This is a genomic window from Bacillus sp. DJP31, from assembly GCF_049310945.1.
In the GTDB taxonomy this organism is placed as follows: Bacteria; Bacillota; Bacilli; order Bacillales; family SA4; genus Bacillus_BS.
In genome coordinates this window covers 141873-162019 of the sequence record NZ_JBMERO010000004.1, presented here as the reverse complement: position 1 = coordinate 162019, position 20147 = coordinate 141873, and the positions used below count along the sequence as shown (strand labels likewise).

The window sequence follows — 20147 nt, the reverse complement described above, 5'->3', positions numbered from 1 at the left end:
CTCCTAAGGGATGTAGGGACAGGTACTGTGCCCCTTTGAAAGTCTATTAATTTAATTACCCGATTCACTATGAAATCAATCTATGATACATAAAATCTCTTATCTCCTCTATTAACCAGTTACATTCGATTTTAATTCACATATTCAAATTTCTTATTACCCATGGATGTGATCCACAATAGTTCTCAAAAGCCTTCACTTGTGTTTCAAATGGTGGAAGTCTTAGATTGCACCTCGATATTACTGCATTATAAAGAATTTCTGCCTCCGACCAGGCTAATTTATCAGACTTAGAGGCCAAGATTAGCAAATCCCAAAATGTAATGATAACCTTCTCATTATTGGAATCAAGTGAAATATGTTCCTTTGCACCTCTATCATCACTAAGGATTACGTCTATTTCCATCCCTAAGGAATAAGCATAGCAATCTAGCTCTCCAGGATCTAAAATTGCTCTCATTCGGTCTTTTGTTTGATTCACCAATTTCTTCTTTTCTATTGGCAAACTTGACCACTCATTTTTAGTCCTTTTTATGTATGTATCCTTATTTAAATAAGGCAATACTTGACCGTAAATTCCCAAGTGCTTATTTTTTAATTCTTCCTCCACTTTTGGAGTGATATAAATACGATCAAACATAATAGGTACAATTTCAAAAAATATTCTACCTTTTATCATGTGAACGATAATATCGGTATCAGACATAACAGCAGCTTGAAATAATACACGCATTAGTTGAAGTCATCCCCCTGTACATAAGAAAGTAAACTAGGGATCCCTAATAAATTTGATAAATATATGGCTTTTTTCTGTGTAAGCCTTTCATTTTTTATATTCTGAGTTATATATTCCATGAATCTTGTTGGGATACGGCTTTCTTCTAGAGGAAAAATAAGAGATGTGTCAAAACCTGCTTCGTTGGTAGCATGAACGAGTTCATCGGGGTTTTCTTTTGAACTTAGCTTATTAAAATCTTCTCTCTGTAAATCCGTAATAATATCATACTTATTCATCATACGCGTTACTTGTCTGTAGCTTAGTTTGAAATGATGTTGAATCGAAAATACATCAGCGATTTTTATTAAAGAGAAATCATTAATATTCAGAACTTCCAAGTAGTGTAAAAGTGATTTTTCTGGCATAAGAAAGTAGTCTGCAAACTTAAAAGCAAAGTATTCCATTTTCGCAATTTCATAGCCTGACTCTTCTAAATTTTCATCTATTCCTCTTACCTTATCTAAATCTCTTAAGATGTGACAATATTCATGGGTAGCCGTGTAGTATTGTCTTCCTAAAGGCTCGGATCCATTAAGAAAAATAGCTTTTTCCTCCTCAAGAATACGAATAAATCCAGAGGACTTTAAACCCTTTATTTGGAAAACAAGAATACCCTGCTGTTCTAAAAGTCTAATGATATCAATATTATCAATATCATTTAGTTTCAATTGTAATCGAACTGAACTAGAAAATTCTTTTGCCTCTATTTCTAACTTCTTCTTCTCCAACTCAGAAAGCTTACTTTTCCCTTCTGGACGTATAAACACTTACATCCCCCCCTTTTTTATACAACTGCTCTTGAGAAAGTACCTCTCTAATAATAAGGTCCGACCAATCAATTAACTCTTCATCTGACAATACATCATGATCATGTTCTTTTTGACGAAATAATATTAAAGAATCTAACTCACGCTTTGTTACATCAGTGAGTTCAATAAGTTCTAAACCTAGGAAGTTACAAATAGTATCCGCATCCTTTAGTGATAAAACAGTACGACCCGATTCAACATTTGCTATCTGCGATCTAGATAAGCCCACACCTACAGCTAATTCTTCTTGGGAAAAACCAAGCTCCAATCTAGCCTGACGAACTCTTTTACCAATAACTTCATCTTTTAATTTTGACACATTTTTTCATCCTTTCCTGTCCGATCTTCAACATAAATTATATAATATTTACACATCATTGTAAAATAACTGATTAAAATATACACAAGTAATAAAGGGTGCCTGTCACCACCCGGAATTTGTCGATCCTTATTCGACAAATTCCGGATAGTGACAGTGGTTGCCCCCCTTATAATTGACATATAGTATAGATAAAAACACGACATACCTAAATTTCAGGGGGACAACTAGAAACATTAAATATTTAAACAGTGTTGTTAGTTGGTTAGTTTTCATTCTATCTCCTTAAAAACTTCTTTACTACTTACAATTGCTTTCGAAATTATTAGTCGTCCCGAAACCAGTCCAATGTTTTCGACAACAGAAAAATTCTATGATTACGTAGTTCAAAGTGATAATGTGTTTATGGTCGAAGCCTTTCTGCGCAACCTCTCACTGGAGAGGTATTCAGACAGTTACTAGATGCCCAAATTCACAAGGATCGATTGGTGTTTCTTAACATTCAACCCCAAGTGTTAGCTGATTCGGCATATTGAAGTGGGAGAACTTTGGAACTACTTGATAAATACAATTTTTTGCCAAGTCGAATTGTATTAGAACTAACTGAAAAAGAGGCGGTGATAGACTATAATCGCTTTGAAGATATTATAGATAATTATCGCCGACAAGGATTCCGAGTGGCCGTAGATGATGCAGGAACAGGATACAATAGTCTTAAGACGCTTGTATATTTAAAACCTGAATTTATCGATAAATCACTGATTCGTAATATTCATACAAATCCAAGCCCAGAACCAACTAGTCCAATCTCTTGTTGTGACAAGCTTCGCATCTGTGTAGAAAGCTATGTTACTGTGAATAAAATATGTATTATCTTATTCTACTAAAGGATGTTCAAAAAATCGCGGGTAGGCAGCTTCGAATTTCTTCCTTTGAGCACGCACTACTAGATAACTTGTGGACAAATTGTCTCAAGAATTTGTTATTTCCGATACAAATAAATTTCATACAAAAAAGCTTGAATTGGCCAGGATTCTCCTGTTGCCGATTCAAGCTTTTTAGTTAATTAGTGCTTACTTTAGAATTCTTTTCAAGTGCTAATGCAGCTCCAAAAAATTCGTAATGAATTCTCTCTTGCTGTATGCCAATTTCTACAAGCGCTTGAATGACACCAGCCATAAATGGAGGCGGCCCACAAACGTAACAAACACTATCTTGGTCTATCACTTCTCCTAATATGTCAGAGTTTAGATACCCGTTAAAGTCACATTCAGAGGAATCTTGCTCATACACAATATAACTTTTGCCATTTTCTAGCCTCGAAATATTTTGCATGACATCCTTAGAAAATGCATGCACTTCTTTATTGCGCGCTGCATGAACAAATGTAACAGGACGTGATGGATTTTTTTCGGTAATGGACTCAAGCATGCTATACATAGGGGTCACTCCTACACCACCGCTAATGAGTGCAATTGGTGTTGATTCCTCTACATCACAATAAAAGTCGCCAGCTGGTACAGTTAATTCCACAGAATCACCTACGTTTAACTTATCATGAAGATACGTGGACATTTGTCCATTTGGGTTATTCTCGCCTTCACGCTTCACTGAAATTCTGTATCCTCCAGGTGTGTAAGCTGAGGATAAACTGTAGTGTCTGATTTGTGTGTATTCTTGCCCTTGCATTAGTAATCTAATCGTAATGTATTGACCAGGTAAATAGGAAGGAACGTTTGATTGATCGTTTGGTTGGAAATAGAACGATGTAATCAATGAACTTTCTTTTACTTTTTTAGTGATCGTGAAATCTTTGAAACCTTCCCATCCATTTTTTTGAGATTTTGCCTCATCGTACATTTCACTTTCTACACTAATGAAAACATTCGCAATGATACCGTATGCTTCTTCCCAAGCTTGCAGAATCTCGTCGGTCGCATCTTCTTTTAATACGGTTTTAATGGCTTTTAATAAATACTCCCCAACGATTGGATAATGTTCAGGCTTAACGCCTAAACTACGGTGCTTGTGCGCAATTCTTTCCACAACAGGTACTATAGATTTCAGGTTTTCTATGTTTTGTGCTGCTGCATAAACTGTATTTGCTAACGCCGTTTGCTGGCGGCCTTGTTTTTGATTTGCTTGATTAAAAATATTTAATAGTTCAGGATGAGCTTCAAATAGTGTTTTGTAAAATTCTGTTGTAATTTCTACCCCAGTCACTTCTAAAACAGGTACAGTTGATTTAATAATGTCAATCGATTTTTGAGAAAGCATGTTGATCTCCCACTCCTTTTAAAGATACATTTTAAATATATCTTTACTATACACCCACAAATATTAAAAGCAATATAATAGATACATCTTTAATAAAATCGTCACATTTGAACAAAGAATCAATAAAAGCGTATACTGAAACAATGATCCTTTATTCATTTACACGTAAGATTAGAGTAGAAAAAAAGTGATTAAAATAGATTCGAATTCGATAAAGGTGAGTGAAATGAAACTAACATTATATACAGATTATTCTTTACGCGTCCTCATCTATTTAGCCTCAAAAAAAGACCAAGACCTTGCCAATATAAAAGAAATTGCAGATTCCTATCATATTTCCAAAAATCATTTAATGAAAGTGACCCACGAACTTGGAAAAATGGAAATCCTCGAAACCATTAGAGGGCGAAACGGTGGAATCAGACTTGCAAAAGAGCCGACAGAAATTAATATAGGAGCTCTCATCCGCCAAACCGAAGAAGACTTCCATCTTGTCGAATGTTTTGATGCGGAAAATAATCGCTGTGTTATCTCCCCTGTTTGTGGGTTAAAACATGTCTTACAAAAAGCACTACAGGCATATCTAAAAGTCTTGGACGAATATACATTAGATGATCTGGTCAAAAATCCCTTCGACCTTCAAGCATTACTCGGTCAATCACCAGATGAATAAGTTCTCTTATTTGCCATTAGAATAAAATAAACAGCTGAAACGGATCTATAATATCCGTTTCAGCTGTTTATTTACGTTATATCCTATTCTTCATCATCAATCGCCACAAAATCTGGTGCCCCTTCACTAATCATATTGAGAGAAGCATTCAAATCTTCGTCTAGATGCCGAGCACTTTCTTTCGTATCAATTCGATTCATATAAACAACCTCCTTAAGGACTCAAAGAAAAGGAATAGAAGAGAATATTTTCAAACTTCTATTTATCATACTGAGCTTTCAGTCACTTAAGAAGTAAAATTAAATTGAAAAATTTCTCAAAAAAAAGGGGTGTAATATACAATTAACTTGGCGAATTGTTGGTATATGGTTTTTTTTATACTTTAGTGTGATGAAAGGAGTAGTTTGACGATGACTAACCCAGAAAGAAAGCGGCCTAATACAGATGAGGTCATCAATCATTTGAACAAAAAGGTACGTACGAGTGTTGAAAAAACATCTAGTAAATTCAAACATGCTCTGGATAAATATGAAAAAGAAAAGCTAAGCGAATATAATTTACTTAGCTTTTTGTATGTTTAATTAGTCTTGGCTTTCTTGTTTAGGTTGCATTTAGCAAGGCGGTTTGGAGACTCGGTTGTGAATCTCTCTGCTTTCCCTTAATTGCTTTGCTGTTATTCTATTTAATCTGTCCTCGTGAGTTTTTCTTAGATTGTCACGTTCCTCTTCTACTTGAATAATTACAACTTTATTATTTCATGGCATCACACTCACCCTTTCTTACAAATTAACTAGCAGCATTTACATTAGCCAAGTAAAGAACCAGCTCGTGGTTTACTATCTAAGTAGTCTTACTCGGTAGGGTCTTCACTTGTTAAGTAAAACATCATTTCGACTAGAATTGAGTATGTGTCCTGGTACTCATCCACTAGCAGTGATGCACTAGCTTAAAATTCCATTTTGGTAAACAGTTTGAGGAGGCATAGATCAGTATCCCGCCAATTTGGACTCTATATAAGTTGAAAATAAACAAATAACTATGTACACTTTACATATACTAAAAAAGATCAGGTGCAGCAAACAACTGATCAGTGCAATTCCATGCCGCCGCAAAGTGAACGGCTAACCCATTTTAAAAGTGGTAAAAAAGAAGTAACCAACCTTTATCCTTGGAGTGGAGAGGCGGTTACTTTTTTTTGTTTCGATCTATCATAATTAGAAGTGTCAATACATCGATCAAAACTAAATTTGAACTAAGTGCTACAGACATTGCCTCATATGTAGTCATTATTCCACCTCCCGACTTCGTGGAAGTGGCTAACCGCCCACCTGCTATGAAATTGCTACTATTATTCTATCCTATTTCCAACTAATAACAAACATTTGTTCCTGTATAATTGTGAAATCTATTATTAAAAGAACTGTTATGAACTGCTGAACTGCATAGTTTTTCTTTATACCAAGAGTTGATTGTTCAAGCTTTAACGGGAGATGGTGACTGTCCCCATGCATGTCGCACTTATTTTCCTGATGGGTCAAGGGACCTGTCCCCTTGACCCTATTTGTTTTTCGAGCGTATCATCCCACTGTTCGAGCCACGTATTCCAGACGCGTGCGTAGAAAATATCTTGTTCCTTGTTGTACATTTGAAATTCGATGCATGGAACATGTTCGATCATCCCTTGATCAAAGCTCAATATTTCAGATACAATCGTTTGAAAGTCGTCTCCTTCTAGCCCATTTTTTTGCTCGGAAAGAACCTGCAAGATTCGGTCTGCATGGATATGATCGTGATTATTTGAATACCGATAAAGCTTCAATTCTTCGACTGTTTTGCTTTCAGATTCAAACTTCTCCGGATAATATTCATCATGAACTGGGCTGTAAAAAAGCACGGTCTTCTCCTCTTCCAATTCTTCATCAATGATGCCTGACTCTAGCTGCTGCTGTCCTTTTGTTGTTAGCTTGTAGCCTTCCTTTACCAAGTGGATTAGATTTGTTCGCTGCATTTTTTTGATTAAATCCGCAATGAACATCTCTTCTACTAGCAGCAATTCTGATAAATTGGCTGGTCTTCTTATATCAGCCTCACCAAAAGTGAGCAGCATCATTTTCATGAGAATATCCATTTTAGACCGTTTTACCCGCTTAAATGCTACATCAATTGTGACAATTGGCAAATGCCACATTAACGACTCCTTGATTTGGTCCGCTGGATTCTTAAGCAGGCTTTCTCGTAAACGTTTTGTCAGCTTATCCATAGATCACCTCTCCCTAGCATTCGCAGTCCTTGTTGTTTTTTGGCGACTTCTAAAACGTGCGTATACATATGTCTAGTGTCTGCTTGTTTCGTCCGCTCGGTAAACATTCTTGTACTGCCAATTATTACGAGCAGCTCTCTCGCTCTTGATAGGGCAACATTCAGCCTGCGGTAGTCCTTAGCGAAGCCAATGTCGTCTTGTTTATTATCGTGATTACGCACCATGCTTAACAAAATAACATCCATCTCCATCCCTTGAAACCGGTCCACTGTCCCGGTGCGAATCGTTAAGTGGCTCAAGCGAAGTTCCTGGTTAATCAAGCGGTCAATCCTTTTGACTTGTTCTCCATAAAAACTGATGACACCAACGCTTTTCTTCTCCTCAGCTTTCAGTCTTCCAGCTTGCTTTGCCTGTGACGTTGCTTCATTTAATTCCTCAAGCATTGTGCCAATGCGCCTCAGTTCAGCAGGGTTATACAGGCTTTTTCCGCCTTTCATTCTTTCTTCGAAAAACGCGGGCTCGTTCGGTATATCCAGCCATAATAGATGATTGTCCCGAGTAATAAGCGAGGACTCCAGCAAGTGATCCCGCTCCGAATCGGAGTCAGTCAAGCCACATTGAAGTCGTTGGTTTTCCTGCTCGTAAAACGGTGTAATGGTTTCCATTATGTCTTCATGCATCCTATACTGAATCGCGAGCATTGTTTTATGGCTTTTTGGTAAGTTTTTAAACAACCGTTCAAACAATGATTCTTTTAATAGCTTTTTTAATTCTGCTTTCCCTTCAAATCCATCACTTTCGTCTGCCATTTCCTGCAGCATCTCTTCTAGCGTATCGTTTCCTAATAGAGGTGGCAGCTGATGATGGTCGCCGACTAGGATGACTTTCTTCCCTTTTAACATCGGCAATAGAAGCTCCGGCGGGGTTGCTTTTGACACTTCATCAATGATTACTACATCAAAAACTGGGTAGTTCTCGATAAAATCTTTGCGTGCGGATGCCACGCATGTTGTGCCAATCACATTCGCATGCTTTACATACAGCTTTCGGATTTCATCCAAGTCATGATCACTTGCTTCCTCCAGTAAGGAGATCCATTTCCCTTGGATGGATTGGAATAGCGGGAGTTTCTGCTTTTCCTGCTTTAATGACTCCCGTGTAAAGGACAGACTGGCCAATTGCTTCAATACCTTTTCACGGTCCTGCTCTGGTTGTGCAGAGATCACTGCATGTAAAGGCACCAGTTCTTCTTCTTTTTGGCTGATGGAGTCACGCAGTTGCTTTAGCTGTGGCTCCAATGGAGCAAGCTTTTGTTTTGCTGTCTCCAATTGAGCTGCTATCTCCTCTCGCTCCATACGATTTGTTTCCAATCTCCGCTCCACTTGCCTGGAGAGTTCTATCTGCTTTTGCAAATGAATAGCTATTTCATCATTTTGCAGAAGGATCTCTTTTGCATTTGGAGTCCATTCATGAATTGAAGCCATCTCCTGATGCTTAATTTGAAGTAAGCGGAGCTCAGCCTGTTGCTGCTCCAGTTCTTGTAATAGGTTTTGGTGTGACAATATATTGATCTGTTGCTTTTTTTGAAGAAGATCCATCAATTCCTGCTTCAGCAAGCGAAACGATTCAGTTGAGGTTTTCTTGTAATCATCATCCGATTTTAACTTTCTCGTTTTCTGCCAAACAAAGTACTGCCGCTTAAATAACCCTTCGAGATAGTCCTCTAATGTCCTATTATCTAAATTCTTATTTTGTTTGATTGCATTCCTCAATGTAGCCAAAAAATGATCGATCTCTTCCGCTCTATAAATTGACGCCCCATTCCTTGCTCGCTGCCTCAGCTGTTCAATTGATACATATTGCTGAATGTAAAATTTCTCGAAATAAGAAATGGCACGGCTTAATCGTTCATTATATTCTTTTAATTTTGTGAGCTGATTCACTTCTCCTCGAATAGCGTCCAGCTCGTCCATAAGTTGCTTGGCTCTTAGAGATTGTTCAATATAATGTTCAAGCAAGATCCATTTCAGGCCGTCAAGTCGTTTGACGTTTTCTGTTTTTGCAGAAGTAACTTCGACCTGTTTGATTTCTTGGGCCCGCATCTCACATTCACCGGACGTTTGATCGATCTCTTGCTTTTTATCGTTGATTTTGTCTTGGATTTCATCGCAGTCAATTACATGCTGAAGCCTCTGTATCACTTGCTGAACAGACTCGAACTCTTTTTGCAATGCATTATGATCCGACCCATGAAGAAATGTTTCATCCTGATTGATAGACGTTTCCAATGAGCGAAGTGTCAGCTCAGACCCTTGTACTTGTTTCTCGGCATCTTCAAGTTTTTGCTCAGTTGACTGCACATGCTTTTTTTGTTCCTCTATAAACGACTTACCTTCGCCAAACACTCTTTGCGCTGTTTTTTTAACTTCCAGTGCCGCTTCTACTTGATCAAGTTCCAGTTGAAGCTGTTCCTGCTCTTTTTCATTCAAAGCCCATTCTGTTTCTATTTCTGTGCTTCGCTTTTTACGCGCTTCAAACTGAGTAGAGACTTCTTTTAGCGTCTGGTCTTTCCAATACTGCCCTACATTCTCTTCTATGAATTTCTTGCCTTCCTCTTCAATGCTTTCCGTTCGTCCCACCCGGAGAATGCGAATGTCCTTATTTTCAAGTAATCTTCCTAGGGCATTGTCGACCGCCAAATTCGACTGCGAAGCGACCAATGTGCGTAGCCCAGCTTTGGCATTTTGCAGGCAAATCTCGGATATGACCGTTGTTTTTCCTGTTCCAGGCGGCCCCTGAATAACGTATAAATCTTCTACGGACATAGCGCCTATGACTGCTTCCTGCTGAAACTCGTTCAATCGATTGTGAAATTTTAGCGCAGCTTGCTTTTTTGGCACTCGGACCGGTGGTTTGTTTTCAAATAAAAGGCGCTCCAACTCCGGATTCGCAGCAAAGCCGTTTTCTAAATGCCTAAACCCTTGCCTTAGTCTTTTCACCTGGCTCAATGTTGCAAAATTGCTGAAGATAACTTCTTTTTGGTTCATATCGAGTCGGTGTTGTCTGGCACGTTCTTCCATATAACGATGCAGTTCCACTTCAACCGTTCGGGCGGAAGAGTTCGCTTTTAGCACCTTCCCGATATCCTGGTCAATTCCCTTGAGTTTCACGCTCAAATCTTTGAGTGACTTCCATTCCTTTTCATCGAGCTTGCATCCGGTAATCGTGACTCGGCTAAAATCACCATTGAACGTAAGCCCCGAATAGCGGGATGTCATGTCCGGAATATCGGCAGACCGCTCCTGAATTTTCAAATAGCCTTCCCAGCTCGCAATACGCTTTTTTACATACAATGAACTTTCTTGCGCAACCGGCATGTTATGAATCAAGTTCAGCAATTCAATTGGGACCGTCCCACTACGCTGAATTTTCAAATCAAACGTTATATCCACCGGAAGGCGCCAATTTGTCTGAACCGGTGTATATGCTGATCTCGTCGTCACATTCGTTGCAATGAAACGGTCCTTCTCCACCACACAATGAAGAACGACCATTTGCCCTTTGTACTTATCCGACAAGCGCACATTTTCCTTATTGTCAAAGAACAACGCAGTGGAAACAAGACGATCCACATCCTGAGGGTACTTTTCTATATAAACGTGAAACGATTTATCTAACGAAAAAAGCGATCGCTCATCCAACCCGAGCTCTCGCATTTTGTCCTTTGCCTTATTCGTCAAAGTTACAGGACAACGATATGTCGTACTATGTTTATTCATCAGTGTCCACCTACTTTATTCAACACCAAAAAGGTATTGAATCGTTTTCATCCAACTGAATTATAGCATACTGTAGACGAGCTTTTAATAGGAATTTACCTTTTACTTACACCTTGATATACACCGTGATGTTTTTTAGTAATTGAACTTGTAATGGGTGCCCTTTTATTCAATAGTACTTGTAGTACTTTTTACCATGAAAAATCGACAGGTTCAATGTTTCCCTGTTTCTTTTAGAAGAAAAATAATTATATATATCAGCCTCTATTTTGTCATTCATCTATATAAGCAGCAATATATTTAGATGTGTCTAAATTACTATGACAATGGAGGTTGGTTATGTTTAATCTAAAGGCAAGATCATTTTTACTATGTTTAATAGGTATTTTAGTCCTGTTACTTCCAGTACATACCATGGCAAAAGAGACACCAAAAGATACCGGTATTTATGTTTCTTTAGGGGATTCTTTAGCATTTGGACTCACCTTTGTTAATGGTCAGTATGTGCCTACGAAGAGCTATACCGATTACTTAACAGATCGTTTTACAAAATCTAATTATGCCATTTCTCATGCCAAATTAGGTGTCGTTGGCCTTACTTCTGAACAGCTTAACGGAGCATTGATTTACAACTCAAATAATATCAGAGAGATCATTAAGACAGCTGATGTTATTACCATTGATATTGGAGCAAATGAAATACTCCCTATTCTTGTAGCAGCCCAGACAAATGTTACCGCTCTAAATACAATACCAGATGCAATTGGTAAAGTTGGAGTGAATTTAAATTCAATTCTTTCCCAAATCAAAAGCTTGAATAAAGATGCTGAAGTGTATGTAATGGGTTATTATAATCCATTTTATAATCTACCAAACCCACAAATCCAAGCAACGCTTAAAGGATATTTGGATACCCTGAATTTAACCATACAAGTTTCCAGTCTAAAAAAAGATTATACGTTCGTTCCGACTGAGAAAATATTCAAGGATCATGCAGCAACCTACATTGCACAAGGAGATGTCCATCTAACTCCTGAAGGGTACCAAGCCGTTGCCAAACTATTTTGGAAGGCTATTGCTCCTACTAAACCTTTTAGGTAATTGGGGTTAGGGTCAGAGGGACAGGTCCACTGTCCCTTTATATAATAAAAAACACTACTACTTATACAGATTTGTTTATTGTAACAGGAAGGTTAGTTGCACGAGGCATTAATTGAATAATTTAAAGGTATAGAGCATTTCCTTGTTATGAGGAATGCTTTTTATCTTGTCTAAAATTAAAAAGTTAATTATATAACAATAACATTGCAATTATAATCAATATATTTTTATTGTTAAACAATATATTATATGGTAAATTCAAATTAACAAAAAATATGTTAGTTGCCTTTTTATGGAACGTAAAAAAGGTTCAACTATTTTCTTAAAGAGTCTGTTCAAAGTACTGCGCCATCACAATCAGGATCTTACTTGTAGCAGGAATACTATTCGTAATTCTATTTATAAAAGGTGACGTAGCAGGTGTTATTGGACTGGGATTAATGTGCACTTTTGCTTCAAGCGTCATTGCAACCTTTGCGGCTGTTCTTCAAAATCTTTTAAAAGATGCGCTTACGATAAAATCAGAAAATGCATGAACGGTCTGATGTCCATTACCAGATAGCAAGGTTCTATGACGGTTAGCGGCAGGTAAAACGAGATATTAAACATTTGGCGATGAAGGAGGCATAAATCATGAGAGCACTAAAACAACTCGTTCGTTTTGGTTATGAGCAGGCCCTATCCTGTTTGTTTCCTGTCGTTATTTTTGCCTCTTTGGCTTTTACGAAAATCATACCACTGCCCTTCCTACCACGGTATGACTGGCTGCTCATCATCTGCCTTCTGATGCAGTGGTGGATGGTGCGTTCTGGGCTTGAAACACGGGATGAACTAAAGGTGATCACATTGTTTCACCTTATCGGTCTTGCTCTTGAACTTTTCAAGGTACATATGGGCTCCTGGTCTTATCCTGAAGTTGGATATTTCAAAATTTTTGGAGTGCCTTTGTATAGCGGATTCATGTACGCAAGTGTAGCGAGTTTTCTTTGCCAAGCGTGGAGGAGGATTAAGGTTGAACTGGTGAAGTGGCCACCTTTTTTGGTCGTTGTACCTCTTGCAGCTTCAATTTATTTAAATTTTTTCACCCATCATTATTGGATAGACGTCAGGTGGTGGTTATCTGGACTTGTCATTATCGTCTTTTGGCAATCATGGGTCACATACGAGGTTAATGGAACTCGATACCGTATGCCCCTTGCACTTTCTTTTGTGCTCATCGGATTTTTTATATGGATAGCCGAAAATATAGCAACGTTCTTTGGAGCTTGGGAATATCCATACCAAACCGATGCATGGAGTCTCGTTCATCTAGGAAAGGTGAGTTCATGGCTCTTATTAGTGATTGTTAGCTTTCTTATAGTAGCGACCTTAAAGCAGGTTAAGGGGAAAAATCCCGCTAGGTTAGATACTAGTCAATTATTATAACTGTTTAGAACCCTCTTTTAAAAAAGTCGGATCCTTAATCATCGTAAAGAATTTGACTTTTTTCAGGTAGAAGTTCTCCTATTATTCCCTGCCCCTCCTAGTACCTAGGATAATTCTCCCCCCCCGACTTCACGGAGATGGCTAACTGCCCACCTGCTATAAAATTGCTACTCTCATTTTTCATATATACATCTACTAATACAAACGTTTGTTCTTATTTATTCAAAGCATAGTCATACTCTATTTTTTAGCATGTGGAGTGGGAATTTACAGTTACTTCAATTAGAAATAAAAAAGAGTGTAGAGCACATTTTTCATGCTCTATACTCTTCTCTTTTTCCTTCAACTTTTATTCCCTTTGAGAATTAATCTATTAATCAACACTTTCTAAAAATTCCTTCATAACTTTCACGTACTCTTCGGGCTGTTCAAGATATGGCATATGTGCACTGTTTTCAAATACATGGAATTGACTAATTGGAGTAAGCGAACTAAAATATTCTGTTGAAGCTGGAGTTGCTTCATCATACCGCCCACATGTATATAAAGTTGGGATCTTAATGGTTTCCAATTGTAATGTACAATCAAAATCCTTTAAATTTCCCGTTACGTGGAACTCAGACGGACCCCACATGATGTTGTAGACTTCAGAATTTTGATACTGTTTTCCTTCTTTTAGAAATTCAGGAAAAGGATCTATTCTGCATACAAAATGTTGATTGAATACCTTTGTTGCCTCTTTGTATTCTTCTGATTCAGTTGTTCCATTTTCTTCACAGGTTGTAAGTGTTTGTTGAACATGGAGAGGTAGCAGTTTACGATTTTGTTCCTGATCTTCAGCCCACCTTGGTGCGCTTAAGCAAGGACTTGAAAAAATGATACTCTTTATACCGTCAGGATTTGATAGATAATAAGCTGCAGCTAGTGTTGTTCCCCATGAGTGACCAAGAATATGAAACTCCTCAAGAGAAAGACTCTTTTATTTGCCCTAACTCCTCTACAAACCGATCAATTCTCCATAACGAATCGTCTGTTGGTCGATCAGACTTGCCACAGCCTAATTGATCATAAAAAATCACTGTACGGTCTTCAGCAAGAACTCGTAAATCCTGCATAGAATAATGTGAAGAACCAGGTCCACCATGTAAGACAATTACGGGTGTCTTGTTTGTTGAGTTTTCATGAATCTGATACCATACCTTCCCACCTGTTACATCAATAAATCCTTCTCTTGCAGTCATTCTTTTCTCCCCTTTATCCCTCATTAAAGCTTTCTACAACTCTATTTAAATTAAATTATATCTTCTACTTCATTTTATCACTTGAATTAATATAGGGTAAAAAAAGTTAACTAGCGAAAAAGGTTCAAATACAAGTCTTTTTATACCAAAAAACGGAAAGTCCCAAAGACGATTCGCTTTTATTCTTCACAAAATAAACAGAAGTGTTCGACTAATTCCCACTACATGATCTTGATCTGCCCACAATATAAAATAATTGTACGTCGTTCCTTCTAATACAATTGGTATTGGATATCGGATGATGAGTGCAGCTTGATTCCTCATTTCTTGAGGCTGGTCCTGAGACGGGAAGATGAAGCATGCTTCTTGGTTTTGTATTTCCGTTTTCACTATGCGTGGCTCTTTTCCGTATGGTAAGAGTTGCTGGAATGCTTCGTTATGGCAAACTTGGTCTATTGGTTCATCTGAGAAAATTGCTGATATTTGAAAGAAACCATCTGTGCCTTCATATCTTCCGTCAGTTACTTTTTGCCAATGCTCTGGATATTTAAATTGGACTTGATAAACTGTGTTTGTGTAGGTCTTTCTTATAAAAGCAGGTGCTTTTTGTGACCATTGCAAAGACGTAATGTGCACGCCTTCTACAACTCGAATTGGAACCGCATGATTGACGTCTATAATCCAGATTTCGCTAGCTATATCCTGATTTTCGCACCCTGACAGATAGGCTAGTTTCCTGCCATTTTCTGACCATGTAACGGGAGTGCCAAAGCAGTTTGAAATGGCTATTGTTCGATCGGACTCACCATGTTTTCCGGTTGTTCTTATCTGTGAGAAATAGCCTTGTTCTTCAAAGGCGGTGGCACTATAAGCGATGGTGGTTGAATCAGGTGACCATTCTGGAAAGTAGTTTTTGGCAAGTGGTCCACCCTCTACTACATATGTGGTTCCGGTTGAAATTTCAACGGTATGAATGATGGAAATGCTAGCACCAGGTGTTGTATATAGCGCAAAGGTTCCATCAGGGGAAAGACGAACATGATTAAGTGGACCACCTGTGTTTTGTGTGATTTGACGTTTTGCGGTACCATCTCGTCGGATACGGTAAAGCTGACTGACACCTGTTTCATCTTGGGCTTCAAACAAAAACTCCTTATCGGTAACTAAAAATTGAACATCTCTAGTCCCAGGGTGATTTATTCTCTCGGCTTGATGTGAGCGGATATTATATAAGACGATGCCATCCTGTTTTGAATAAACGAGTTCCTCGCTCTCAGGTGACCAATCTACATAAACGCCTACCCCATCTGCAAACTGGTCAATTCGGGAGATTGAATGATTAGCTAGTTTAAAAACGTAGAGAATCCTGTTTTTTCCAATAAATGCTATTTTGTTGTTATCCATTGACCAATACGGAACGGAATAAGACTCTCCAAGACCAACTGTAAGTTGAACATCTATACCATTACTCGGGTTATACATCCATAAATCATAGCCTCCGCCGCGATTGGAGACATATGCGATTAATCCATTGTCCCCAGGTGGTGCGTATGGAATGATGAGCTTCATTTCAGGATATAAATTATAAGAAGGAAGACGGTTTATCTCCCTAATTCTCTCAAAATTGCTTTGACTTCCCGTTGTAACATTAAATCGTTTTGCAATTTGATACAGCGTATCACCGGCCTGCACAACATAGTAAGCAACGCCAGGTGGAACTTTTAACAACTGACCTGGTTGGATCACATAAGGTGGCAAAAGACGGTTTGCTTCGATAATAACAGTTCATCAACACCGGGTGGAACAGAAAGTTGCTGTCCAATATAGATCGTGTACGGTGGAGCCAGGTTATTTGCAGCAATGAGAGACTCAATCGAATTCTCCCATCTTCTAGCAATAAGATATACCGTATCCCCTGGTTGAACAGTGTAAAATCGTTGCATGTTTATCCCCTCCTCTTTCATTCCACTTTGTTAATTTATATGTGGTTAACCCTACACAAATTCTAGGGACAGTGTCCCTCTCAGAACGAGTTACTAAAGGACAAATCACCCATCCCTTGACGAATTTCATACTGTGAAAAAAAGACAGAAGACGAATCATCCGCCCTTCTTTAAGCTATTGGGTATTTTTCTACTTTCTCTAGCAATAAGTTTTGTAATAGTAAAAGAGCTCGGTGATTTGGACAAAAAAAAGTGTAGAGCAGGTTGCCTACTCTACACTTTTCTATATTACTTTATCGATGATTCATATCATTCGGATGTGGACCATTACGTCTATTACGATTTAGTCCGTCGATCTCCGCCATTTCATCCGCCGTTAGTTCAAAATCAAATACATCAAAGTTCTCTTCAATACGAGATGGTGTCACAGATTTAGGAATGGCAATCGTATTATTTTGTAAATGCCAGCGCAACACAACTTGTGCCGGAGTTTTACGATGTGATTCAGCAATCTTCTTAATCGCTTCATCTTGTAACGCTTCCCCACCCTGATCAAGTGGACTCCACGCTTCTACAAAGATATTGTGCTTTGCACAAAACTCCTTTAACTCCTTTTGTGCAAGGTATGGATGACATTCAACTTGGTTAAGAACGGGAACAACCTCACATTCCTTTAACAGACGCTCTAAATGTTCAATTTCGAAGTTACACACTCCAATGGCCTTCACACGTCCATCGTGGTATAGCTTTTCTAACGCTTTATATGTATCCACATACTCATCGAACTCAGGAGTTGGCCAGTGAATCAAATATAGATCGACATAATCAAGGTCTAATTTTTCTAAGCTTTCATCAAAGGCGCGTAGTGTATTTTCATAGCCTTGGTCACTATTCCACACTTTTGTCGTAATAAATAACTCTTCACGAGGAACAGAAGTTTCTTTTAACGCTTGCCCGACACCAACTTCATTCTTGTAGATCATGGCTGTATCAATAGATGTGTACCCTACTTCTATTGCTTTCGAAACGGCTGAGGCTGCTTGGTCATCTGCTACTTGCCATACTCCATATCCAAGTTGTGCCATTTTTAACCCGTTGTTTAAGGTAACAAAGTTCATTTTTCATTTCTCCTTTTCCTATGGTTTACGGAATCTATTTTAACATTAAGAGATTTTTTTTGCTGTTTGAACACGTAACGATGCTTTTCTGACTAACCCATAATACGAAAGCACAGCCAGCAAGCTTGCTGATAATATAACGATGCCCATTGGAATGGCTGAATATTCTCCTGCTACTCCCACAAGTGGAGCCGTTAATGAGCCAAGGATAAATGGTAATAATCCTAATAGTGCAGAGGCGCTTCCTGCAATATGACCTTGTGATTCCATTGCTAAAGCAAAGGAAGTTGTCGCAATAATCCCGATGCAAGCCACTAAAAAGAAGATCGGAATGGCAACCGCTAGAAGTGGTGCTTTTAATAGGAGAGCGATTAGTAATGCGGCACCTGCTGTGGTAGAAGTCAATAAACCAATTTTCAAAAAAGTTCTCTCAGGAATGATATCGACTAATCGACCAACTAGTTGGCTTCCAATAATTAACGCAATTCCATTTACGCCAAATAATAGACTGAATACTTGTGGTGACACACCATAAATATTTTGATAAACAAAAGGAATTCCAGAAACATAAGCAAAGATCCCTGCAATTATAAATCCTTGTGTCAATGCGTAGCCGATAAACTCTCGATTCTTTAATAAAATTCCAAAATTCTTCAACACTTGCAAGAAGTTACTCGGTACACGTTTTTCCTTTGGTAATGTTTCTTCTAGTTTGAAAGAAACCGTTATAAATAAAATCAAGCTCACACAAGCCATAGCAATAAAGACCCCTGACCAATGGGTAAATGCAAGGATTCCACCGCCAGCAATTGGTGCAATAATAGGACCGAGATTGCTCACTAACATCAAAGTCGCAAAAAACTTCGTCAGTTCCCTCCCACTAAAAACGTCACGAACGATAGCCCTAGAAATAACGATTCCACCCGCCGCTGCAAAGCCTTGAATAAAACGAGCACCGATGAAAACATAAATTGTTGGTGCAAACGCGCACATTACAGAAGCAAGTAAATACAAGATGAGAAAAACAAGCAATGGCTTCCGACGACCTTGAACATCACTCATTGGACCAATAACCAATTGCCCCAAACCTAGACCTAAAAGGCAAGTCGTTAAACTAATCTGTACGAAAGAAGCAGTCGTTTCATATTCTTTTACAATCGTAGGGAAGGATGGCAAATACATATCAATTGTAAATGGTCCCAAAATCGCAAGTGATCCTAAAAGTATAGCAAGTTGGATTCGTTTTGTTCCGGTGTATGTAGTCAAGCTGTTCTCACCTTCTATCTATAAAATGATTTTTACTAAACTAATTCTTATTTTACTCTCCTCAAAAGTATCTGTAAACGAATGTGCAAAGAGGACAAGGTGTCAGGTGTGCCGAGGGGATGTGCCAAGGGGACAGGTCCCTCGTCCCAATATCTAAAATTAAAAATAGGCTCCACTGTGTTCATTTAGATGGAACTCTTTCCAAAAAATAACGTCTATAATAGTAAGACTTTTATAGTTGGAGGAGAAAATATGACGTTTTTCATTGTTGTGTTCTTATGTAGTGTCCTTATTCCCTTTTTGTTTATTAAGTCAAGGATTAAACTGCTGAAATGGACTCCTAGTATTGTATTGTTCGGGGTAGCCTTAGTTTTTGTTCTTAAAGCGAGTTTTTTCCCCACTCCTGGCATGGCTGCATTGGGTGAAATTGTTTATATCATGATGTTTGGCATTTCAGCGTTAGGTGCAATGGTAGGGGCTGTACTTATTCAATTATTGTTTAAGAAGTAAAGGAAACGGTACACAAACTCTGTCCGTTTCTTTGAAATGGGACAAGGGACCTGTCCCTCATGTCCCAAATGAATGTCGGTAATTATAGTTGCTGGTTTCGAGAAGCCAATTTTTAAAGTGGTATAAAAAAAGTAACCGATCTTCATTCCTTGGGAGGAAGGGGCGGTTACTTTTTTTCAATTCATCATGATTACAATAGATGATTAGAGGGTTTTCTCCATCATCGTAGAGATATCCTTAAAACCAAGTTTACTATATAGTTTCTTAGCTGGGTTCCCTTCAAATACGTTTAGTTGGACTGATTTAAATCCTCGATTTTTAAAATCAGCAATTGCATGCTTCATTAGTTCATGACCAAAGCCATATTGACGATAGTTTTTAAAAATATAAAGTTCTAGTACCATTGCACAGGCTTCCTTATTTTTATAAGGATGATGGGTTTCACCAACAAGAACCCAGCCACAGAAAACTCCATTTTCAACTAAGACAAAGTAATCGGTAAGACCATGAAAATACTCATTTAGATTTGGTATAAAGTCTGTCTGCTTTATATACCCCATTGTCGCTTCCGTTTGCACAATGCTTTGATGATTATTAATGATTAACATCTCATAAGGTGTTGCTGATCTTACTGCCACGAACCCCACT

General features: G+C 38.2%; 19 protein-coding genes and 1 pseudogene. 7 read left to right on the top strand and 13 right to left on the bottom strand.

Annotated features, from left to right (window positions below; all coding sequences use genetic code 11):
* Positions 1-136: 136 nt before the first annotated feature.
* Genes ACOI1C_RS06275 through ACOI1C_RS06265 form a run of 3 tightly spaced genes read right to left on the bottom strand, consistent with a single transcriptional unit; the run spans position 137 to position 1906 of the window.
* Entirely contained in the window at positions 137-733 is a 597-nt protein-coding gene (locus tag ACOI1C_RS06275) for a hypothetical protein (RefSeq protein ID WP_422509074.1), read from the bottom strand.
* Positions 733-1545: an ImmA/IrrE family metallo-endopeptidase gene (locus ACOI1C_RS06270; protein ID WP_422509072.1), complete on the bottom strand. Its 813-nt coding sequence runs from the start codon at positions 1543-1545 to the stop codon at positions 733-735. Before ACOI1C_RS06270 ends, ACOI1C_RS06275 begins: the two co-directional genes overlap by 1 nt.
* Positions 1517-1906, bottom strand: coding sequence for a helix-turn-helix domain-containing protein (locus ACOI1C_RS06265; RefSeq protein ID WP_422509070.1), 390 nt, complete (start codon positions 1904-1906; stop codon positions 1517-1519). Before ACOI1C_RS06265 ends, ACOI1C_RS06270 begins: the two co-directional genes overlap by 29 nt.
* 548 nt (positions 1907-2454) lie before the next feature.
* Between ACOI1C_RS06265 and ACOI1C_RS06260 the strand changes: the two genes are divergently transcribed.
* Complete coding sequence (locus ACOI1C_RS06260; RefSeq protein WP_422509068.1) at positions 2455-2793, top strand: EAL domain-containing protein; 339 nt, start codon at positions 2455-2457, stop codon at positions 2791-2793.
* A 175-nt stretch (positions 2794-2968) separates the two neighbouring features.
* Here the strand turns inward: ACOI1C_RS06260 and hmpA are convergent, their stop codons facing one another.
* Positions 2969-4183, bottom strand: a complete 1215-nt coding sequence (hmpA, locus tag ACOI1C_RS06255) for an NO-inducible flavohemoprotein (RefSeq protein ID WP_422509066.1) — start codon at positions 4181-4183, stop codon at positions 2969-2971.
* Positions 4184-4409: 226 nt separating this feature from the next.
* Here hmpA and ACOI1C_RS06250 point away from each other — a divergent pair, with 226 nt between their 5' ends.
* Together ACOI1C_RS06250 and ACOI1C_RS06245 are read left to right on the top strand one after the other, a co-directional pair.
* Complete coding sequence (locus ACOI1C_RS06250; RefSeq protein ID WP_422509064.1) at positions 4410-4856, top strand: RrF2 family transcriptional regulator; 447 nt, start codon at positions 4410-4412, stop codon at positions 4854-4856.
* A gap of 410 nt (positions 4857-5266) precedes the next feature.
* The gene (locus tag ACOI1C_RS06245) at positions 5267-5437 is read left to right on the top strand and encodes a hypothetical protein (RefSeq protein ID WP_422509062.1); all 171 of its coding nucleotides are present in this window, start codon (positions 5267-5269) and stop codon (positions 5435-5437) included.
* Between the two features lie 777 nt (positions 5438-6214).
* On the opposite strand, the gene ACOI1C_RS06240 is transcribed toward ACOI1C_RS06245, so the two are convergent.
* The 3 genes from ACOI1C_RS06240 to ACOI1C_RS06230 are packed head-to-tail and all read right to left on the bottom strand — an operon-like array spanning position 6215 to position 10895.
* Positions 6215-6394: a hypothetical protein gene (locus tag ACOI1C_RS06240; protein ID WP_422509060.1), complete on the bottom strand. Its 180-nt coding sequence runs from the start codon at positions 6392-6394 to the stop codon at positions 6215-6217.
* Entirely contained in the window at positions 6391-7116 is a 726-nt protein-coding gene (locus ACOI1C_RS06235) for a hypothetical protein (RefSeq protein ID WP_422509059.1), read from the bottom strand. Before ACOI1C_RS06235 ends, ACOI1C_RS06240 begins: the two co-directional genes overlap by 4 nt.
* Complete coding sequence (locus tag ACOI1C_RS06230) at positions 7104-10895, bottom strand: DEAD/DEAH box helicase (RefSeq protein WP_422509057.1); 3792 nt, start codon at positions 10893-10895, stop codon at positions 7104-7106. Before ACOI1C_RS06230 ends, ACOI1C_RS06235 begins: the two co-directional genes overlap by 13 nt.
* Positions 10896-11234: 339 nt before the next feature.
* On the opposite strand from ACOI1C_RS06230, the gene ACOI1C_RS06225 reads away from it, so the two are divergent.
* The 3 genes from ACOI1C_RS06225 to ACOI1C_RS06215 all read left to right on the top strand — a co-directional run bounded on the left by ACOI1C_RS06225 (position 11235) and on the right by ACOI1C_RS06215 (position 13421).
* On the top strand, positions 11235-11996 hold the full coding sequence (locus ACOI1C_RS06225) for a GDSL-type esterase/lipase family protein (RefSeq protein WP_422509055.1): 762 nt from the start codon (positions 11235-11237) through the stop codon (positions 11994-11996).
* 350 nt (positions 11997-12346) lie between these two features.
* Positions 12347-12532 carry a DUF2975 domain-containing protein gene (locus ACOI1C_RS06220; protein ID WP_422509210.1) on the top strand — a complete coding sequence of 62 codons (186 nt, stop codon included), beginning with the start codon at positions 12347-12349 and terminating at the stop codon, positions 12530-12532.
* 97 nt (positions 12533-12629) lie between these two features.
* Positions 12630-13421 carry a DUF817 domain-containing protein gene (locus ACOI1C_RS06215; RefSeq protein ID WP_422509053.1) on the top strand — a complete coding sequence of 264 codons (792 nt, stop codon included), beginning with the start codon at positions 12630-12632 and terminating at the stop codon, positions 13419-13421.
* 373 nt (positions 13422-13794) lie between these two features.
* On the opposite strand, the pseudogene ACOI1C_RS06210 reads toward ACOI1C_RS06215, so the two are convergent.
* The 5 genes and pseudogenes from ACOI1C_RS06210 to ACOI1C_RS06190 form a co-directional block, all read right to left on the bottom strand.
* Positions 13795-14662, bottom strand: a pseudogene (locus ACOI1C_RS06210) (proline iminopeptidase-family hydrolase).
* A gap of 186 nt (positions 14663-14848) precedes the next feature.
* The gene (locus tag ACOI1C_RS06205) at positions 14849-16420 is read right to left on the bottom strand and encodes a LysM peptidoglycan-binding domain-containing protein (RefSeq protein WP_422509051.1); all 1572 of its coding nucleotides are present in this window, start codon (positions 16418-16420) and stop codon (positions 14849-14851) included.
* Positions 16405-16605, bottom strand: a complete 201-nt coding sequence (locus tag ACOI1C_RS06200) for a LysM peptidoglycan-binding domain-containing protein (RefSeq protein ID WP_422509049.1) — start codon at positions 16603-16605, stop codon at positions 16405-16407. The genes ACOI1C_RS06205 and ACOI1C_RS06200 overlap by 16 nt, the downstream gene beginning before the upstream one ends.
* Before the next feature lie 293 nt (positions 16606-16898).
* The gene (locus ACOI1C_RS06195) at positions 16899-17723 is read right to left on the bottom strand and encodes an aldo/keto reductase (RefSeq protein WP_422509047.1); all 825 of its coding nucleotides are present in this window, start codon (positions 17721-17723) and stop codon (positions 16899-16901) included.
* 45 nt (positions 17724-17768) lie between these two features.
* Positions 17769-18989: a multidrug effflux MFS transporter gene (locus ACOI1C_RS06190; RefSeq protein WP_422509045.1), complete on the bottom strand. Its 1221-nt coding sequence runs from the start codon at positions 18987-18989 to the stop codon at positions 17769-17771.
* Positions 18990-19241: 252 nt separating this feature from the next.
* On the opposite strand from ACOI1C_RS06190, the gene ACOI1C_RS06185 reads away from it, so the two are divergent.
* Positions 19242-19499 (top strand): hypothetical protein, encoded by a 258-nt coding sequence (locus tag ACOI1C_RS06185; protein WP_422509043.1) that lies wholly within the window; start codon positions 19242-19244, stop codon positions 19497-19499.
* A gap of 203 nt (positions 19500-19702) precedes the next feature.
* Here the strand turns inward: ACOI1C_RS06185 and ACOI1C_RS06180 are convergent, their stop codons facing one another.
* The gene (locus ACOI1C_RS06180; protein WP_422509041.1) at positions 19703-20137 is read right to left on the bottom strand and encodes a GNAT family N-acetyltransferase; all 435 of its coding nucleotides are present in this window, start codon (positions 20135-20137) and stop codon (positions 19703-19705) included.
* Between the last annotated feature and the right edge of the window lie 10 nt (positions 20138-20147).

Excerpts from the sequence above, each read along its gene's own strand:
- ACOI1C_RS06275 (WP_422509074.1), bottom strand. The coding sequence starts at position 733 with ATGCGTGTATTATTTCAAGCTGCTGTTATGTCTGATACCGATATTATC.
- hmpA (WP_422509066.1), bottom strand. The coding sequence starts at position 4,183 with ATGCTTTCTCAAAAATCGATTGACATTATTAAATCAACTGTACCTGTT.
- ACOI1C_RS06250 (WP_422509064.1), top strand. The coding sequence starts at position 4,410 with ATGAAACTAACATTATATACAGATTATTCTTTACGCGTCCTCATCTAT.
- ACOI1C_RS06245 (WP_422509062.1), top strand. The coding sequence starts at position 5,267 with ATGACTAACCCAGAAAGAAAGCGGCCTAATACAGATGAGGTCATCAAT.
- ACOI1C_RS06235 (WP_422509059.1), bottom strand. The coding sequence starts at position 7,116 with ATGGATAAGCTGACAAAACGTTTACGAGAAAGCCTGCTTAAGAATCCA.
- ACOI1C_RS06230 (WP_422509057.1), bottom strand. The coding sequence starts at position 10,895 with ATGAATAAACATAGTACGACATATCGTTGTCCTGTAACTTTGACGAAT.
- ACOI1C_RS06225 (WP_422509055.1), top strand. The coding sequence starts at position 11,235 with ATGTTTAATCTAAAGGCAAGATCATTTTTACTATGTTTAATAGGTATT.
- ACOI1C_RS06215 (WP_422509053.1), top strand. The coding sequence starts at position 12,630 with ATGAGAGCACTAAAACAACTCGTTCGTTTTGGTTATGAGCAGGCCCTA.
- ACOI1C_RS06200 (WP_422509049.1), bottom strand. The coding sequence starts at position 16,605 with ATGCAACGATTTTACACTGTTCAACCAGGGGATACGGTATATCTTATT.
- ACOI1C_RS06195 (WP_422509047.1), bottom strand. The coding sequence starts at position 17,723 with ATGAACTTTGTTACCTTAAACAACGGGTTAAAAATGGCACAACTTGGA.
- ACOI1C_RS06185 (WP_422509043.1), top strand. The coding sequence starts at position 19,242 with ATGACGTTTTTCATTGTTGTGTTCTTATGTAGTGTCCTTATTCCCTTT.